This window comes from Azospirillum sp. TSO35-2 (genome assembly GCF_003116095.1).
Lineage (GTDB): Bacteria > Pseudomonadota > Alphaproteobacteria > Azospirillales > Azospirillaceae > Azospirillum.
This window is the reverse complement of sequence record NZ_LGRA01000021.1, coordinates 1,113,343-1,128,118: the sequence shown is the minus strand read 5'-3', so window position 1 is coordinate 1,128,118 and position 14,776 is coordinate 1,113,343. Positions and strand designations below refer to the sequence as shown.

Genomic DNA, 14,776 nt, shown 5'->3' with positions numbered 1-14,776 from the left:
CGGGGGGCGGGGGGCGGGGGCGGTGACGCGGCGGGCGCGCAGGCGACCGGCAGAACGGAGGCAGCGGCGATGATGGCGGCGATGGCGGTGACCCGTGTCCTTGGCATCGGCGTCTCCCGATCGGTGGCACCGCGAGGGGGGCCCGGCTCTAGCCGGCCCGGGCGAAGCCGGCGTTGGTCAGCTCCAGCCGCCGCAGGTCGACCCCCATCTCGTTGCGGAAGCGGGCCACGGCCGCGTCCCCCAGTCGGCGGGCGGTGGCCTGGTCGCCGCGCGCCATGGCGTCGGTGTAGGCCGCGTGCTGGATCAGGAAGTTCAGCATCAGCACCTCGGCCATCTCCTGGCGCTGGGCCTCGCTGAGGCGCGCGTAGCCGGGGTCGGCGGCGATCATCGCCCGGACCTGGTTGCGCACGGCCTGGGCTTGGGCGCGGTTGTTGTCGGCGCCGTTGGCCATTGCCCAGTTGAGGATCCAGTAGCTGGCCATGGCGTCGGCCGTGTCGCCCGGGCGCAGGCCGTCACCGCCGACGATCTGCGCCCAGCTGCGCACCGGATCGCGCTGAGCCATGGCCTCGGCGATGCGACGGCCACCCTCCGCGCCGGCCTGCTTGCCCATCCAGTCGGCAAACTGGCGGCGCACGCGGGCGCTGACCTCGGGCGAGGCGCGGTAGGTCGTGGCGGTCAGAACCGGTCCGGCGGGAGGCCGCGCCGCGGCGCCGCGCCCCGAATTGATCGCGGCCTCGACCCTCTGCTTGTTGAGGATGTCCGACATCACGTAATTGTTCGGAAGCACCGTCGGCATGTCCTGGGCGACGGCCGGTGCGGCCAAGGGCAGGGCGAGCGTCCACACGACGAACGCCAGGGGTCGAGCGAAGCGCAGGATCATCGGTCAAGGTCCATTCATGATGGGCCGCCAACGCAAAAGGCGGCGGATTGTTCCGCCGCCTTCCACGACTTACCAGACCGCTTGCGGGGTACGCCTCCGGTGGGTGCCGCGGTCAGACCGGATCGGTGGTCATCACCAGCGGAACCTTACCTTGTGGAAGCGGACGGGCCGCGCTCCCCACCGGTGGAAGGTCACTCCACCGTCACGCTCTTCGCCAGATTGCGGGGCTGGTCGACGTCCGTGCCCTTCAGCACCGCCGTGTGGTAGGCCAGCAGTTGCACCGGGATGGCGTAGAGCAGCGGGGCGACCAGCGGGTCGCAGGCCGGGAGTTCGACCGACCAGCGGACCTTGTCCTTCAGCTTGTCGATGCCCTTCTTGTCGGCCAGCAGCAGCACCTTGCCCGACCGGGCGCAGACCTCCTGCACGTTCGACACCACCTTCTCGAACAGGGCGTCGGACGGCACCAGGACGATGACCGGGACGTTGTCGTCGATCAGCGCGATCGGCCCGTGCTTCAGCTCGCCGGCGGCGTAGCCCTCGGCGTGGATGTAGCTGATCTCCTTCAGCTTCAACGCGCCTTCCAGGGCCAGCGGGTACATGGCGCCGCGGCCGAGATACAGCACGTCGCGGGCTTCCGCCACCTCCTGGGCCAGTTCCTTCAGACGCTCGTCGTGGGCCAGCACGTCGGCGGCGCGGGCCGGGACCTCGCGCAGGGCGTGGGCGATCTGCTGCATCCGCTCCTGGTCGATGGCGCCGCGGGCGCGGCCGACGGTGACGGCGAGGCAGGCCAGCGTGGTCAGCTGGGTGGTGAAGGCCTTGGTCGAGGCAACGCCGATCTCCGGACCGGCCATGGTGTAGAGCACGGCGTCGGATTCCCGCGCGATCGTGCTTTCCGGGGCGTTGACGATCGACAGGATCTTCTGGCCCTGGCGCTTGCAGTAGCGCAGAGCCTCCAGCGTATCCAGCGTCTCGCCGGACTGCGAGATGAAGATGGCGACGCCGCCTTCGGGCAGCGGGGCCTCGCGGTAGCGGAACTCCGACGCGATGTCGACCTCGACCGGGATGCGGGCCAGCGTCTCGAACCAGTATTTGGCGACGAAACCGGCGTAATAGGCGGTGCCGCAGGCGACGATGGTCAGCTTGCTCGCCGTCGCCAGGTCGAACGGGAAGTCGGGCAGGGTGATCGCGCTGGTTTCCGGGTTGATGTAGGCGTTCAGCGTGTCACCGATGACCTGCGGCTGCTCGTAGATTTCCTTCAGCATGTAGTGGCGGTAGCCGTCCTTGCCGATCAGGGCACCGGACACCGCCGTGGTCTTCACCGGCCGTTCCACCACCGCGTCGCTGGCGTCGTGGACGATGGCGGCGGAGCGGCTGACCTCGACCCAGTCGCCGTCCTCCAGATAGCAGATGCGGTTGGTCAGCGGCGCCAGCGCGAAGGCGTCCGAGGCCAGATACATCTCGCCGTGGCCATAGCCGACGGCCAGCGGCGTGCCGTGGCGGGCGCCGATCATCAGCTCATGCTCGCCGGCGAAGATCAGCACCAGGGCAAAGGCGCCGGTGAAGCGCTTGAAGGCCGCGGCCGACGCCTGGACCGGCGTCATGCCATGCTTTTCGAGGTAATAGGTGACGAGGTGGACGATCACCTCGGTGTCGGTGGCGCTTTCGAAGACATAGCCGTGGCCGGTCAGCTCGTCCTTCAGCTCCTGGTAGTTCTCGATGATGCCGTTGTGGACGACGGCGACGCGCTTGGTGGCGTGCGGGTGGGCGTTGTTCTCGGTCGGGCCGCCGTGGGTGGCCCAGCGGGTGTGGCCGATGCCCACCGTGCCGGCCAGCGGCTGGTCGCGCAGCTTCATGTCCAGGTTGACCAGCTTGCCCTCGGCGCGGCGGCGCTCGATGTGGCCGTTCACCAGGGTGGCGACGCCGGCGCTGTCGTAGCCGCGGTATTCGAGCCGGCGCAGACCCTCCACCAGCCGGGGGGACGCGTCGTGGATGCCGTTGATGCCGATGATGCCGCACATGGACCTGAAACTCCTGAGAAGATGCCGACCGGAGGAAAGACCCGAACCGACCCTACGCCTTTTTCGCTTTCTCGTTTTGCTTCCGTTCGCGGAAGCGCCGGGCCCAGCCGGCGTACGCCGTCTGTGCGCCGCGGGCGACCACCAGGGCATCCGCCTCCACCGCCATCGTCACCACGCTGCCGGCGCCGACGATGGCGCCGTCGCCGATGGTGACCGGGGCGACCAGCGCGCTGTTCGACCCGATGAAGGCCCCAGCGCCGATGTCGGTGTGGTGCTTGCCGAAGCCGTCGTAGTTGCAGGTGATGGTGCCGGCGCCGATGTTAGCCCGGGCGCCGACGCGGGCGTCGCCGATGTAGGTCAGGTGGTTGGCCTTGGCCCCGGCCTCGATCACCGCGTTCTTCACCTCGACGAAGTTGCCGATGTGAACGTCAGGGCCGATCTCCGCCCCCGGGCGCAGGCGGGCGTAGGGGCCGATGACGGCGCCGCTGTCGATGCGCACCCCTTCCAGATGGCAATAGGGCTTGATCTCCACCCGGTCGCCCACCGTGACGCCGCCGGCGAAGAACACGCCGGGGCCGACCACCACGTCGCGGCCCAGCCGGGTGTCGACGCTGAAGAAGGTGCTGTCGGGGTCGATCAGGGTGGCGCCGTTGTCCATCGCCGCCTTGCGCAGGCGGCGCTGCATCAGCCGCTCGACCTCCGCCAGTTCGGCGCGGGAGTTGACGCCGACCACCTCGGCCGGGGCGGCCTCCACCACCGAGCACGCCATGCCGGCGCGCCGCGCGATCTGCACGACGTCGGTCAGGTAATACTCGCTCTTGGCGTTCTCGTTGCCGATGCGGCCGATCAGCTCGACCATGCGGGCACCGTCGAACGCCATCAGGCCGGCGTTGCACAGGGTGACCGCGCGCTCCTCCGCGCTGGCGTCGAGATACTCGACGATCTTCTCCAGGCCGCCGCGGGCGTTCAGGATCAGGCGGCCGTACGCGCCGGGATCGTCGGGCCGCATACCCAGCACCACCACCGCCGGGTCGGCCGCCTGACGCCGGGCCTGGACCAGGGCGCGCAACGTGTCGGGGGTGACCAGCGGCGTGTCGCCATAGAGCACGACGACGTCGCCGGTGAAGCCCTCCAGCAGGCCGAAGGCGGCGCGGACGGCGTCGGCGGTGCCGCGCTGCTCGTGCTGGACCGCGGTGGGGTAGGGGGCGACCGCCGCCGCCACGCTGTCCATGCCGGGACCGACCACCACCACGACATGGTCGGGGTCGAGCGCCTTCACCGCGGCCAGCACATGCCCGACCATCGGCCGGCCGGCCACCCGGTGCAGCACCTTGGGCAGGTCGGATTTCATGCGGGTGCCCTTGCCGGCGGCAAGGATCACGCAGGCGAGCGGGCGATGCGCCGTATGGCTGGGGGCCGAATGGTGGGCCATGGGGGTCTTCCTGGTCGGGCCTGGGCGAAGGGGGCGGTGTGCGGGACTGGAGCCGGTATGAGGTTAAGACATCACTGTGCCGCCGTGCGAGGCTTCTTGGGGAGAATGCGCCGCAACGTCGGGAAGTCCGGGAGTGGTGTGCCACAGCACGCCGAAGAAGCCCAAGTCAACTTTTGTGTCGGTCTGCAATAAATGAGTGATCACAATGGTTTGTTCGCTGATTTCTCTCGGGTTTTCCAGAAGCCGGGTTGGTCGGCCCCGGTGACGCAGGTGGTGGTTCCTCCCCGCGCCGTCAATTCGGCCGTTCGGCCCGTCCGCAGTGGCGCGGCGCGGTCCGGTTCCGTCCCGGCCTTGCGGCGGCGCGGGGTCAATCCCTCAGCATCTGTTTGAGGCGAGGTATCTTGCCCCTCGACGCGGTTGGGGCGGCGGGATCGACCCGCAACACGGCGCAGGCATGCCGGTAGGCGCGCGCGAGCACGCCGATCGAGAAGGCCGGGTCGCGGGAATATTCCAGAAAGCGGTCGTAGGCATGGACGGAGCCGATCGCTCTCTGCCAAAGGAGTTGGTCATCCAGGAACATCACGTTCATCGACCAGACGCCGAACGCACGGCGGTGGGACGTCCTGTGATGGAGCAGTGTGGCGATGTTGTGGTGCCTGCGATCGGATTCGATCACCTTCATGGTGGATTTCACGTTTTCCGGCGGGCCTTCCAGGCATTCGACAAACACGCCTCCGCATTCCACCATGTAACCCGTCACATTGAACTTCCTGTTGTTTCGTGCGGACGCCAGACAAATCTTTTGAATGTCAGTGTAGGACAGTAATGACGTTACCTCGCTTCGGAAGATGATTCTCAGCATGAAGCGCTCTCCCCGTCCTCGCATCTGTTTTTCTGTTATAATGCAACATAGGATAGTGTATTTAGAATCATTCTTTAAGTCATCAGACAAACTGAAGCGGAAAATTTCATTCCTGAAACAATTTGCGCTGCAACACCTGAGTTGGGTAATGCTTTGGTTATGATGAGAACTTGGTTGAGTTTTGGCGCAGTTGGGCGAGAGGCGGGTGTGAAAGTTGAAACCATTCCAGATGTTTCCCCGAAGGGCGCAGAGAGGAGCCGATTGCCTTAGTACTGGAATCTTCCTCCGCAATAATGCTCTCGGAGTCTCAAGTTTTGCGGGTTTTTCGGGCCGGGGTGCGGACGCCATGCTTGTGTCCGCTCAACCGGATTGAACAAATCGCTCTCCAGTGTTGTCGGAGTGCTCTTTGATGGCATTGCGTCGATCGCCTGGATTGCTGCCCGGCCGTGAGCCGGTTGCCTCCATATCCTCGACTATCTACAGCTTTTCATCGTGGATGGCTCGGAATGTGGACGACCCGGGGGCGGGGTGGCCTATCGCCCATTGCGCGAACCGTCGGGTGCCGGCCGGCATCCTTGCGCCGCAGGCCCTGGCGGCCCGGGCCGACGCCCCCCGGGGTTCCGCCCGTGGGCCCGGCCGTGTTATCGACGGGGCATCAACGAACCGATTGCAGATTGCGGGGCTTTTCATGCCGTTTCCCTTTTCGGCGCTCGTCTTCGACCTGGATGGAACGCTGATCGACAGCGCGCCCGACATGACCCGCGTGCTGAATCGCACGCTCGCCGAATTCGACCGCCCGCCGCTGACCGAGGCGCAGGTGCGGACGATGGTCGGCGACGGGTCGGCGATGCTGGTCCGCCAAGCCTTCGCCGCAAGCGGCGCGCCGCTGACCGACGACGCGGTGGAACCGGTGCTGCGCCATTACCTCGACACCTATTACGACGACGACGAGCGGCCGGTGCTCTATCCCGACGTGGCGGAGACGCTGGCCGCCCTGTCCGACCGTGGGGTGCGGCTTGGCCTGTGCACCAACAAGCCGGAGCGGATCACCCGGAAGCTGCTGGGCCTGCTGGGGCTGGAGCCGTTGTTCGGCGCGGTGGCCGGCGGCGACACGCTGCCGGTGAAAAAGCCGGACGGCCGCCACCTGACCTGGGTGCTGGACCGGCTGGGCGTGGCCGGGGACCAGGCGGCCCAGCACGCGGCGATGATCGGTGACAACGCCAACGACGTGAAGGCGGCGCGGGCGGCGGGGGTGCCGGTGGTCGCGATGAGCTATGGCTATCCCCGCATGCCGGTCGCCGAGCTGGGCGCCGATCTCGTGCTGGACCATTTCGCCGACCTGCCCGACGGGTTGGTCCGGCTGGCCGCCGGGGGCTGATCCCGGGGCCACGTCCCGGCTGTTGCGCGGGTGGCGGATGGTTGCATACGCAGATACTATCCCTTTGGACAAAGGGGCTATCCTTCCGGACGGGCGACGGGATTGCGGGAAGCCCCTAGGCTGGTGGGGTCGTTTGCGGAACGCCGCAGGACACGACGCCGATCCGGGAGGACGCGCCATGATGCAGGGCAGCGCTTTGACGGCCGATCCGCTGGCCTTCACCGCCATGCTCCTGCTGCTGACGGTGTTCGCGTCCGGCAGGCAAAACAACCAAACAAGAACCTGTCGGGTGCGAACGGGACGGCGGCGCCTTGCGCCACCGTCCCCGTCGCATGACGGCGGCCCCCAATGGGAAGGAACCCCACCATGGCCCCTCGCATGGTTCGCATCGTTCATATGGGGAAGCTGGGCGGCTACGCGGCGCTTCTGGGCGGCGCGCTGCTGGAGCTGGATGGCCGTATTCTGTGGCCGTCGGTCAAGACGCTGACCGACGCCGCCCAGCGGGCCGGCATCGGGGTGTGCGACCAGATTCTCGATACCCGGTCGGTCACCGATGGCGCCACGACCGCCGCCGCTCCGCTCAGCGGCGGGGCGGAGCCCCGGCAACCGCTTCCGATGGCGGACCGGCGGGCCGCGGGGCTGCCGCTGGCGGCGTGACGCCGGTCAGGTGAAGCACGACGCTGCCGAAGTCGCTTTCCGTCTCCAGCCGCACCGGCAGGGGCGGGGCGCCGGCGGCGACCGGGGCCAGCCACAGATCGACGGGCGGCCGCTCGGCGCGGTCGTTGCGCTGCCAGAATCGCCCGCTCGACGCCGAGCGCGGGTAGCCGGCGACCGGCCGGTAGCTCACCCGGCATTGCAGGGCGACCCCGGCGAACACCGAAAAGCGCGACTGGTCGACGATGCGCCGCCCGACCTCCGAGAACACCATGTCGTAGCGTCGGCGCCCGTCATAGACCGGCAGCGTCCGTTCGCAGCCCTCGCCCCGGCCGACACCGGCCAGCAGGCCGAGCACCGCGGTCAGCGGGTCGAGCGTGCCGCGCCGCAGATCCGGCGGCACCGGCTCGCGGTCGTCCTGTTCCGGCGGCGGGGTCACGCTGGCGGTGACGTCACCCTGACCGTCGTAGGACAGCGTCACGTTGCGCGGTTCGTCGCGGAAGACGCTGGTCTGCTGGTGATGGGCAGGCCGCAGCGCGTCGGCGGAGCGGGCGCCGTCGCTCTGCGATTCGGTGCGCCAGGAGAACAGGCGGCCAAGGTAGCCGCCGGTCACCGCCGACACCGTGATCCGATAGCGGTCGCCGGTCAGGTCCAGGGTGGTGTCGACGTCCAGCACGGTGACGCCGCCGACGAACACCCGGTAGGTCGCCGTCACCGGCGCAGCCATGGCCGGCGCCGTCATGGCCGCCAGCGCCCCGCCGCCGACGGCGAGCGCCAGCGTCAGGCCGCGGCTGCGGGTGGGCCGTGGGAGCGCCGCAGGGGGACCGGGGCGGCGGCGGTGGAGGGCGCGGGGGAGGGTCACGTCCGGGGCTCCGACAGGCGATGAATTCTTTTTAGATGGTGATGAAACTCCCGCTTGACACCCAGCGGCTATGGCCGTAGAAACCCGCCCACCGCAGCGGCGGGGCCGACGACAAACGGCTGCGACGCTCCCGGGACGGTCCGCCGGACAATGGCGGAGCGCGACGGGCGACAGAGTTTCAAGGTTTGGGCGCGTAGCTCAGCGGGAGAGCATTCGCTTCACACGCGAAGGGTCACAGGTTCAATCCCTGTCGCGCCCACCATCATAAAAAGGCTTCGGACCACGGTCCGGAGCCTTTTTTGTTGCCGCACCGACGGGCTCAAGCCGGTGACGTGGGAACCACAGAAAAACTTGCAATATAATCGTCTAATGTTTCAGCGAATCCGCGGTCGATTGACGCAGATCAGCCCCGTTTGCGGTGCAATGCGGTAGGTATGGGGGCATTCCCTGTCACCCGCTTTGGAAAGCCGCATCTCATGGAAGACACCCGCGTTACCCTGATGGCCCTCGGTCTGCTCGTCGTCGCTCTGCTCCTCATCGTCGGTTCCGTGGTGGTGGCGCCGTCGATCACCGTCATCCTGGCGACGCTGCTCGCCTGGCTCAATCTCGCCTATCTGGTCGGCGTCACGCTGACCCGCTGAGCGGCCGTTCGACCGGCGACGGAGAAGGGGGCGACCCGCTCCGTCGCCGGGCGCGGGGCGTCGCACCCGCAACAGTCTGTCTTGCAGAAAGCTTTTCTGGACAGGAACGGTCGGCCGGGTTATCCAGCGCGCGGTTTCGCCCGTGCCGGATCCGCCGTGCCCCGGTCTCCTTCTTTCCAGGAAACGACGCCATGACGCCGACCGCCGCCCAGCCCACCTGCCCTCTGCCCATCCTTCGCACGGTCGAGGAGTTGCGGGCCCAGGTCGCGGCGTGGCGCGACGCCGGGCTGACGGTGGCGCTGGTGCCGACGATGGGGGCGCTGCACGAGGGGCATCTTGGACTGGTGCGCCGCGCGCGTGAGCGGGCCGACCGGGTGATCGCCACCGTCTTCGTCAACCCGACCCAGTTCGCGCCGCACGAGGATTTCGACCGCTACCCGCGCGACGAGGCGGGCGACGCGGCCAAGCTGGCCTCGGCCGGCTGCCATGTCCTGTACACCCCCGGCGTCCGCACCATGTACCCGGAGGGCTTCGCCACCGCGATTTCGGTCGGCGGCCCGGCGGAGGGGCTGTGCGGCACCTTCCGCCCGCAGATGTTCGGCGGTGTCGCCCTGGTGGTCACCAAGCTGTTCCTCCAGGCGCTGCCCGACGTCGCCGTGTTCGGGGAGAAGGATTACCAGCAGCTGATGGTGATCCGCCGCTTCACCCGCGACCTCGACATTCCGGTCCGGGTCGAGGGGCTGCCGACGGTGCGCGAGGCCGACGGCCTGGCGATGTCGTCGCGCAACGCCTATCTCGGCACCGGCGAGCGCGCCCGCGCGCCGGAGCTGTACCGCGCCCTGACCGCGGCGGCCGAGGCGCTGGCCCAAGGCGGCGAGGCCGACGGCGCCCTGACCGCCGCCCGCAGCCGGATCGCCGAGGCCGGGTTCGGCACCATCGACTACATCGAGCTGCGCGATGCCGAGACGCTGGAACCGGTCACCCGCGTGACCCGCCCGGCCCGCCTGCTGGCCGCCGCCTGGATGGGCAAGGCCCGCCTGATCGACAATGTCCCGGTGATCCCGGCGGGCTGAGGCCCGGCCGCGGAAGCCGGCTGGCCGGTCATTGGCGGATCGCCAGGAAGTTCTGGTACGAGAAGATCTCGTCGAGGTCGCTGAAGGACGTGAGCTGATAGAGGCCGTCCTTCAGGATGCGGCACAGGCTGTACCCGTCGAGGATGCGGATGAAATCACGGAGGAAGCTCCGTGAATCGATGTTGCAGCCGCCGAACTCGAACTGGATGATGTCGATGCAGCCGCGGCGGAGCCGGTCGGCGGCACCATTCAGGACCGCGATCTCGTGCCCTTCGACATCGATCTTCAGGAAGTCGATGCGGTCGATCCCGTTGGCGTCGCAGAAATCGTCGATGCGCTCCAGCCGGACGGTCTCGCTGGCCGGGAAGGCGTCGCCGGACGGTGCAATCCGCCGCGCGTAGAGCGAGCCCAGGGCGGAACCGGCGTCGGCGGCGTGCAGACTGGCGATCGCCCGGTGATCGGAAAACCCGATGTTGAACACGGACAGACGGTCCGGCCTCTCCGCCGCGACTGCGGCCAGCGATCGGAAGGCGACCGCCGACGGTTCGAACGCATAGACCCTCGCCTGACCGCAGGCGTCGAGCGCCGCCCGGCTGTAGGTCCCCACATTGGCGCCGACGTCGAAGATCACGAAATCGGGGCGTCCCTTGCGGGTCATCACCGACTGGACATAGCGCAACACGCCGGTTTCCCCGGTTTCCGCGATCGTCGCGTCGTTCGACAGCCCCATGCCGCGGAGCGCCTGCCGGTGGACGGCGCGGAAGAAATCGTGCGAACCGGCCTTGCCGCCGCTTTCGTCGGCCAACCGGCACAGCGCCTGGAAAATTTCGTCTTGCGACAGGCGATCCTGGGTCATCGGCGGTCCGGTCCAATCAGGCACCCGGCCGCAGCGGCGCCATGCCGTTGCCGGCCCACGGCGATGAACCATACCACCGCGGGCACCGCCGCGCACTTGGAACAGCGCGGGGCAACATGGCCGTCATCGCGACACGCCGTTGCGGCCGTGTTTGACGGCGGCCGCGTGCTTGCCTACCATCGGCAGCGATCGGACATGGTCCCCAAGGGGGGCGGAAAGGCGACTGTGCGGCTCGTCCGGCGCAACCGGCAGGGGGAAACGGTGTCCCTGATGCCGCTGGTTCTGACCGGCCTGCTGCTGCTTCTGGCGGCGCTGGGGGCCGGCGGAGCCTTCATCGCCAGCAAGAACCGCGCGCCGGCCGGGCAGACCCTGCCGGGGGGCGACAAGAAATACGCCTCCCTGCCGGTGATGACCTTCTCGCTGGGCGGCAACGACGCGCGGATGGTCGACGTGAAGGTCCTGCTGGAGATCGATCCGCTGGTCGACGGCAAGGTCGCCGATCCCTACGTCCCGCGCATCACCGACCGGCTGTCCGACCGCATGCGCCAGATCGACCCGCAGCAACTGTCCGGCGCCGAGGGCGCCAAGCTGATGAAGAGCACCATCGCCGGCGTGCTGGACCGCGAGATGCGCGGCGTGCGCGTGCGCGACATCCTGCTTGACCGCATGGTGGTGCGGTAGCGCCGTTCACCCCATCGCTTTTCACCGCATCGCTTCGGCGCCCGACACCAGCTCGATCAACTCCGTCGTGACCTGCTCCTGCCGCAGGTGCCGCACCGTGGCGGTCAAGTTGTCCAGCGTGGTTTCGATGTTGTGGCGGGCGGTCATCATGGTCGAGAGGCGGGCGGCGTTCTCGGCGGCGAAGCTCTCCATCGCCGCGTTGGCCAGCAGGGCGAAGACATACTCGTCGACCAGCCGGGCGATCAGCTCGCGCGGCGGCATGTTGATCAGCGGCGGCACCGGCGCCGTGGCGAGACGCTGCGGCAGCCCGAGCGGAAGCAGGGCGCGCCGCGTCACCTCCGGCGGGGCGCCGGCGGCGGTCCGGCCATAGAGCAGCTCGACCCGGCCCAGCCGCCCGTCCGCCGCGGCCTGATAGAGCGCCTCGGCGATGCGCCGGGCGGTGTCGGTGACGGCGTCGGTGTGGGTCGCCATCGCCAGGGTCCAGTCCGGCGTCCGGCCGCGTTCCTCCAGCAGGGCGGCGCCGCGCTGGCCGACCACCCACAGGGCGCAGCCGGGCGGCGCGGCCAGCGCCGCGTCGATCAGCCGTCCGGCGAAGGCGCCGACGAAGCCGTGTTCCGGCGCGAACAGCAGCAGGGCGGCTTGATGGCGTCCGCTCCCTTTCCCGTTGGTCGGCCATTGCGCCGGCGCGTCGTCCAGCAGCCCGGCCGCCTGGGCCAGCGCCCCGGCGATGACGTCGGCGTAGGCGCGCGTGCCGGCCAGCGTCGCCAGGGCCTGCTGCAGCCGCATCGACGCCAGCGAGCGCATGACGTCGGTCACCGATCCCAGATCCTGGACGCTGGCCCGCCGCGCCTCGACCTCGGCCAGACGCTCGGTCATGGCCCGCTCCCGGCCGCCGCCAGCCCAGTGGCCGTCAGCCCGGTTGCCGCCTGGGCGATCAGGTCGCGCAAGGCAGCCTTGGCGCCGTCGTCCAGCGTCCCGCCGATGGGCGGCGGCCGGGTGGCGACTAGCCTGGCCAGCGCCGCCTGGAACGCCGGCATCGCCTCCAGCGGCAACCGGTCGAGCGTCCCGTCGGCCAGCGCCAGCAGTTGCGCCGCCTGGACCGCCAGCGGCCGCGGGGCGAGGTGGCGTTGCGCCAGCAGCGCCCGCATGCGCTGGCCGTGCTCCACCGCCTTGCGCGTACGCTCGTCGACCAGCCCGCCGAAGCGGGTGAACACCTCCAGTTCCAGGAACTGGGCGTAGTCCAGCCGCAGCGGCTCGGCCAGTGCGCGCAGGGCCGGCGGCTGCGCCTTGCCGCCGACGCGCGACACGCTGCGGCCGATGTCGACCGCCGGTTTCTGCCCCTCGTAGAACAGCTTCGCGTCGAGATAGACCTGCCCGTCGGTGATGGAGATCAGGTTGGTCGGGATGTAGGCCGACAGGTTGCCGCTCTGCGTCTCGGCGATCGGCAGCGCGGTCAGCGAGCCGCCGCCGCGGGCCGGCGTCAGCTTGGCCGCCCGTTCCAGCAGGCGGCTGTGCAGGTAGAAGACGTCGCCGGGATAGGCCTCGCGCCCCGGCGGGCGGCGCAGCAGCAGCGACAGCTGTCGGTGCACCGCCGCGTGCTTGCTGAGGTCGTCGACGATCACCAGGGCGTGGCGGCCGCTGTCGCGGAAATGCTCGGCCATGGTGAAGCCGGCGTAGGGCGCCAGCCATTGCAGGCCGGGCGCCGAATCGGCGGCGGCGATGACGAACAGGGTGCGGGAGGCTGCACCGCCCTGGCGCACCGCCTCGATCGCCGCGCGCACGCCCGATGCCTTCTGGCCGACCGCGACATAGACGCAGAACACGTCGCCGTCGGTCTGGTTCAGGATGGCGTCGACGGCGACGGCGGTCTTGCCGGTGGCGCGGTCGCCGATCAGCAGCTCGCGCTGGCCACGGCCGAGCGGGAACATGGCGTCGATCACCGCGGTGCCGGTCAGCATCGGTTCGGACACCGCCGCCCGTTCGGCGATGGTCGGGGCCGGCCGTTCCACCGGTTCCCACCGTTCGGCCTCCACCGGCGGGCCGTCGTCCAGCGGGTTGCCGAGCGGGTCGATCACCCGGCCCATCAGCTTGTCGCCGACCGGCACCCGGACCACGGTGCCGGTGCCGTGCACGGCGCCGCCGGCGGCGACCGCGGCGTCGTCACCCAGCAGGATGCAGCCGATCTCGCGGTCCAGATCCATGGCGAGGCCGACGACCCCGCCGGGGAACAGCAGCAGCTCGTCGACCCGGACGTCGGGCAGGCCGGAGACATGGGCGATCCCGTCGCCGACCGACTCCACCCGCCCGACCGATTCCAGCCGCGCGCCGGCACCGATGCCGTCCAGCCGGCGCAGAGCGCCGGGCATCCAGGCGTCCAGCGCGTCCTTAAGCGAGGGCTGCCCGGTCGGTTCGCGCAGGGGCGGTTGTTGCGGCATCAGCTCTTGCGGGCTCATCGCGGGTCAACTCCTCCGCCGCCTCGGCCAGCGCCTGCTTCCAGGTGCGGCGGACGACGCTGTGCGGGAAATGCAGCTCCACCCCGGCGATCAGGCCGGGATCCTCGGCCACCGTCAGCACCACCGTCCGGCCGAGCGTCGCCGCCAGCCGGTCGCGGCCATGGCCGGCATCCTCGGGTGTCAACGGCGTCGCGGCGACGAGGCACACCGGCACCGGGTCGACCCCGTCGACCAGCGCCCGGCGCTGCGCCTCCGGCAGGGCTTCGACCGCGGCGCACGCCTCGTCCAGGAAGGGGCGGGTCAGTGCGGCGACAGGGGCACCGCGCAGCAGCCGCGCCGCCAGCTCGGCGCCCAGCGCCGCGGCGTGGCGTTGCAGGTCGGCCAGCGCCTGGGCGCGCTCCTCCGCCAGCTTGGCGCGGGCGTTGTCCAGCGCGCGGTCCGCCTCGGCCCGCGCCTTGTCGAGCAGGGCGGCGCGTTCGGCCTCCGCCGCGCTGCGGGCGGCGGCGATCAGCCGGTCGCGCTCCGCGGGCAGGCCGGTGCGCTCGGCCTCCAGCCCCTGGCGCAGGCTGTCGGCGGCCTGCCGTGCCGCCTCCGCCTCGCTGCGGACGCGGTCGGTGGCGGCCTGCCGCTCGGCGATCACCGCCAGCACCGGGCGGTAGAGGAAGCGCCGGAGCAGCCAGACCAGGATCAGGAAGTTGATGGCCTGGAGCAGCAGCGTCCAACCGTCGATGTGCATGACGGCCTCAGGCGAACGGGTTGGCGAACAGCAGCAGCAGCGCGATCACCAGGCAGTAGATCGCCATGGTCTCGATCATCGCGAGGCCGACGAACAAAGTGCGCGACAGGGTGTTGGCGGCCTCCGGCTGGCGGGCGATGGCCTCCATCGCCGCGGCGACCGCGCGCCCTTCCGCCAGCGCCGGCCCGATGGCGCCGACCGAGACGGCGATCACCGCGCCCAGGATGCTGATGGCGTGGATGTCCATGTG

15 protein-coding genes and 1 tRNA gene are annotated in these 14,776 nt (G+C 69.7%); 6 read left to right on the top strand and 10 right to left on the bottom strand.

Features of this window, described 5'->3' with window-relative positions:
- Window positions 1-148: 148 nt before the first annotated feature.
- The 4 genes from TSO352_RS21195 to TSO352_RS33300 all read right to left on the bottom strand — a co-directional run bounded on the left by TSO352_RS21195 (window position 149) and on the right by TSO352_RS33300 (window position 5,192).
- A complete protein-coding gene (locus TSO352_RS21195) occupies window positions 149-880 on the bottom strand; it encodes a DUF6683 family protein (protein ID WP_109109217.1) in 732 nt (243 codons plus the stop codon).
- 191 nt (window positions 881-1,071) lie between these two features.
- Window positions 1,072-2,898: a glutamine--fructose-6-phosphate transaminase (isomerizing) gene (gene glmS / locus TSO352_RS21190; protein ID WP_109109216.1), complete on the bottom strand. Its 1,827-nt coding sequence runs from the start codon at window positions 2,896-2,898 to the stop codon at window positions 1,072-1,074.
- A gap of 52 nt (window positions 2,899-2,950) precedes the next feature.
- On the bottom strand, window positions 2,951-4,330 hold the full coding sequence (gene glmU / locus TSO352_RS21185; protein WP_109109215.1) for a bifunctional UDP-N-acetylglucosamine diphosphorylase/glucosamine-1-phosphate N-acetyltransferase GlmU: 1,380 nt from the start codon (window positions 4,328-4,330) through the stop codon (window positions 2,951-2,953).
- 367 nt (window positions 4,331-4,697) lie between these two features.
- Window positions 4,698-5,192 carry a BLUF domain-containing protein gene (locus TSO352_RS33300; RefSeq protein WP_158284615.1) on the bottom strand — a complete coding sequence of 165 codons (495 nt, stop codon included), beginning with the start codon at window positions 5,190-5,192 and terminating at the stop codon, window positions 4,698-4,700.
- A 688-nt stretch (window positions 5,193-5,880) separates the two neighbouring features.
- Here TSO352_RS33300 and gph point away from each other — a divergent pair.
- Both gph and TSO352_RS33600 read left to right on the top strand, forming a co-directional pair.
- The gene (gene gph, locus TSO352_RS21175) at window positions 5,881-6,570 is read left to right on the top strand and encodes a phosphoglycolate phosphatase (protein WP_109109213.1); all 690 of its coding nucleotides are present in this window, start codon (window positions 5,881-5,883) and stop codon (window positions 6,568-6,570) included.
- Between the two features lie 366 nt (window positions 6,571-6,936).
- A complete protein-coding gene (locus tag TSO352_RS33600) occupies window positions 6,937-7,227 on the top strand; it encodes a hypothetical protein (RefSeq protein WP_199231686.1) in 291 nt (96 codons plus the stop codon).
- On the opposite strand, the gene TSO352_RS21165 is transcribed toward TSO352_RS33600, so the two are convergent.
- Entirely contained in the window at window positions 7,151-8,086 is a 936-nt protein-coding gene (locus TSO352_RS21165; RefSeq protein WP_247872291.1) for a DUF3108 domain-containing protein, read from the bottom strand. The genes TSO352_RS33600 and TSO352_RS21165 overlap by 77 nt on opposite strands.
- Before the next feature lie 187 nt (window positions 8,087-8,273).
- On the opposite strand from TSO352_RS21165, the gene TSO352_RS21160 reads away from it, so the two are divergent.
- The 3 genes from TSO352_RS21160 (at window position 8,274) to panC (ending at window position 9,800) form a co-directional block, all read left to right on the top strand.
- A tRNA-Val gene (locus TSO352_RS21160) sits at window positions 8,274-8,348 on the top strand.
- Between the two features lie 238 nt (window positions 8,349-8,586).
- On the top strand, window positions 8,587-8,727 hold the full coding sequence (locus tag TSO352_RS21155; protein WP_247872290.1) for a sugar tyrosine-protein kinase: 141 nt from the start codon (window positions 8,587-8,589) through the stop codon (window positions 8,725-8,727).
- A gap of 191 nt (window positions 8,728-8,918) precedes the next feature.
- Window positions 8,919-9,800 carry a pantoate--beta-alanine ligase gene (panC, locus tag TSO352_RS21150; protein ID WP_109109211.1) on the top strand — a complete coding sequence of 294 codons (882 nt, stop codon included), beginning with the start codon at window positions 8,919-8,921 and terminating at the stop codon, window positions 9,798-9,800.
- A 28-nt stretch (window positions 9,801-9,828) separates the two neighbouring features.
- On the opposite strand, the gene TSO352_RS21145 is transcribed toward panC, so the two are convergent.
- Window positions 9,829-10,656: an FkbM family methyltransferase gene (locus TSO352_RS21145; protein ID WP_158284614.1), complete on the bottom strand. Its 828-nt coding sequence runs from the start codon at window positions 10,654-10,656 to the stop codon at window positions 9,829-9,831.
- Window positions 10,657-10,926: 270 nt separating this feature from the next.
- Between TSO352_RS21145 and TSO352_RS21140 the strand changes: the two genes are divergently transcribed.
- Window positions 10,927-11,337, top strand: coding sequence for a flagellar basal body-associated FliL family protein (locus tag TSO352_RS21140; RefSeq protein WP_109110778.1), 411 nt, complete (start codon window positions 10,927-10,929; stop codon window positions 11,335-11,337).
- Between the two features lie 21 nt (window positions 11,338-11,358).
- Here TSO352_RS21140 and TSO352_RS21135 read toward each other — a convergent pair whose 3' ends face one another.
- From TSO352_RS21135 to TSO352_RS21120, 4 genes are read right to left on the bottom strand one after another with little or no spacing between them, the layout of a single operon-like run.
- Window positions 11,359-12,213: a FoF1 ATP synthase subunit gamma gene (locus TSO352_RS21135; protein ID WP_109109209.1), complete on the bottom strand. Its 855-nt coding sequence runs from the start codon at window positions 12,211-12,213 to the stop codon at window positions 11,359-11,361.
- A complete protein-coding gene (locus TSO352_RS21130) occupies window positions 12,210-13,790 on the bottom strand; it encodes a F0F1 ATP synthase subunit alpha (protein ID WP_247872289.1) in 1,581 nt (526 codons plus the stop codon). The genes TSO352_RS21135 and TSO352_RS21130 overlap by 4 nt, the downstream gene beginning before the upstream one ends.
- The gene (locus TSO352_RS21125; protein WP_109109207.1) at window positions 13,723-14,526 is read right to left on the bottom strand and encodes a hypothetical protein; all 804 of its coding nucleotides are present in this window, start codon (window positions 14,524-14,526) and stop codon (window positions 13,723-13,725) included. The genes TSO352_RS21130 and TSO352_RS21125 overlap by 68 nt, the downstream gene beginning before the upstream one ends.
- A gap of 7 nt (window positions 14,527-14,533) precedes the next feature.
- Complete coding sequence (locus TSO352_RS21120; RefSeq protein ID WP_109109206.1) at window positions 14,534-14,773, bottom strand: F0F1 ATP synthase subunit C; 240 nt, start codon at window positions 14,771-14,773, stop codon at window positions 14,534-14,536.
- Window positions 14,774-14,776: the final 3 nt, after the last annotated feature.